At 59.1% G+C, this 350-nt stretch carries 1 protein-coding gene; it reads left to right on the top strand.

Translation table 11 applies throughout. From position 1 onward, the window contains the following. Nucleotides 1-143: 143 nt before the first annotated feature. Nucleotides 144-350: TetR/AcrR family transcriptional regulator (locus BST14_RS28445; RefSeq protein ID WP_142279709.1), on the top strand; the 207-nt coding region annotated here is incomplete at its 3' end.

Genomic DNA, 350 nt, shown 5'->3' on the forward strand with positions numbered 1-350 from the left:
CCGCTGGATGCGCCGGTGAGGAACCAATGTCTGGACATAAATGCACTCCTGTGATTTACTTACCAACTAGTTTGTAAGTTGATGGCACCCGTGTCAAGCGATGATGGGCGCTCGGGTGAAATGTTGTTGAGGAGTAACGGCCCATGGCCAAGAGACGTCCCGCCGAGACCCAGCAAATGCTGCTGGATGCTGCGCTGGGGGAATTTGCCGAGAACGGGCTGGCGGGGGCACGAATTGACCGGATCGCGGCGGCTGCAGGCATCAGCAAGCCGATGCTTTATGTCCATTTCGGGGACAAGGAGGCTCTCTTCGACGCCGTGCTCAGCCGGGAAATCCTCGCCGCGGCGCAG

Source organism: Mycobacterium arosiense ATCC BAA-1401 = DSM 45069 (assembly GCF_002086125.1).
Taxonomy (GTDB): domain Bacteria; phylum Actinomycetota; class Actinomycetes; order Mycobacteriales; family Mycobacteriaceae; genus Mycobacterium; species Mycobacterium arosiense.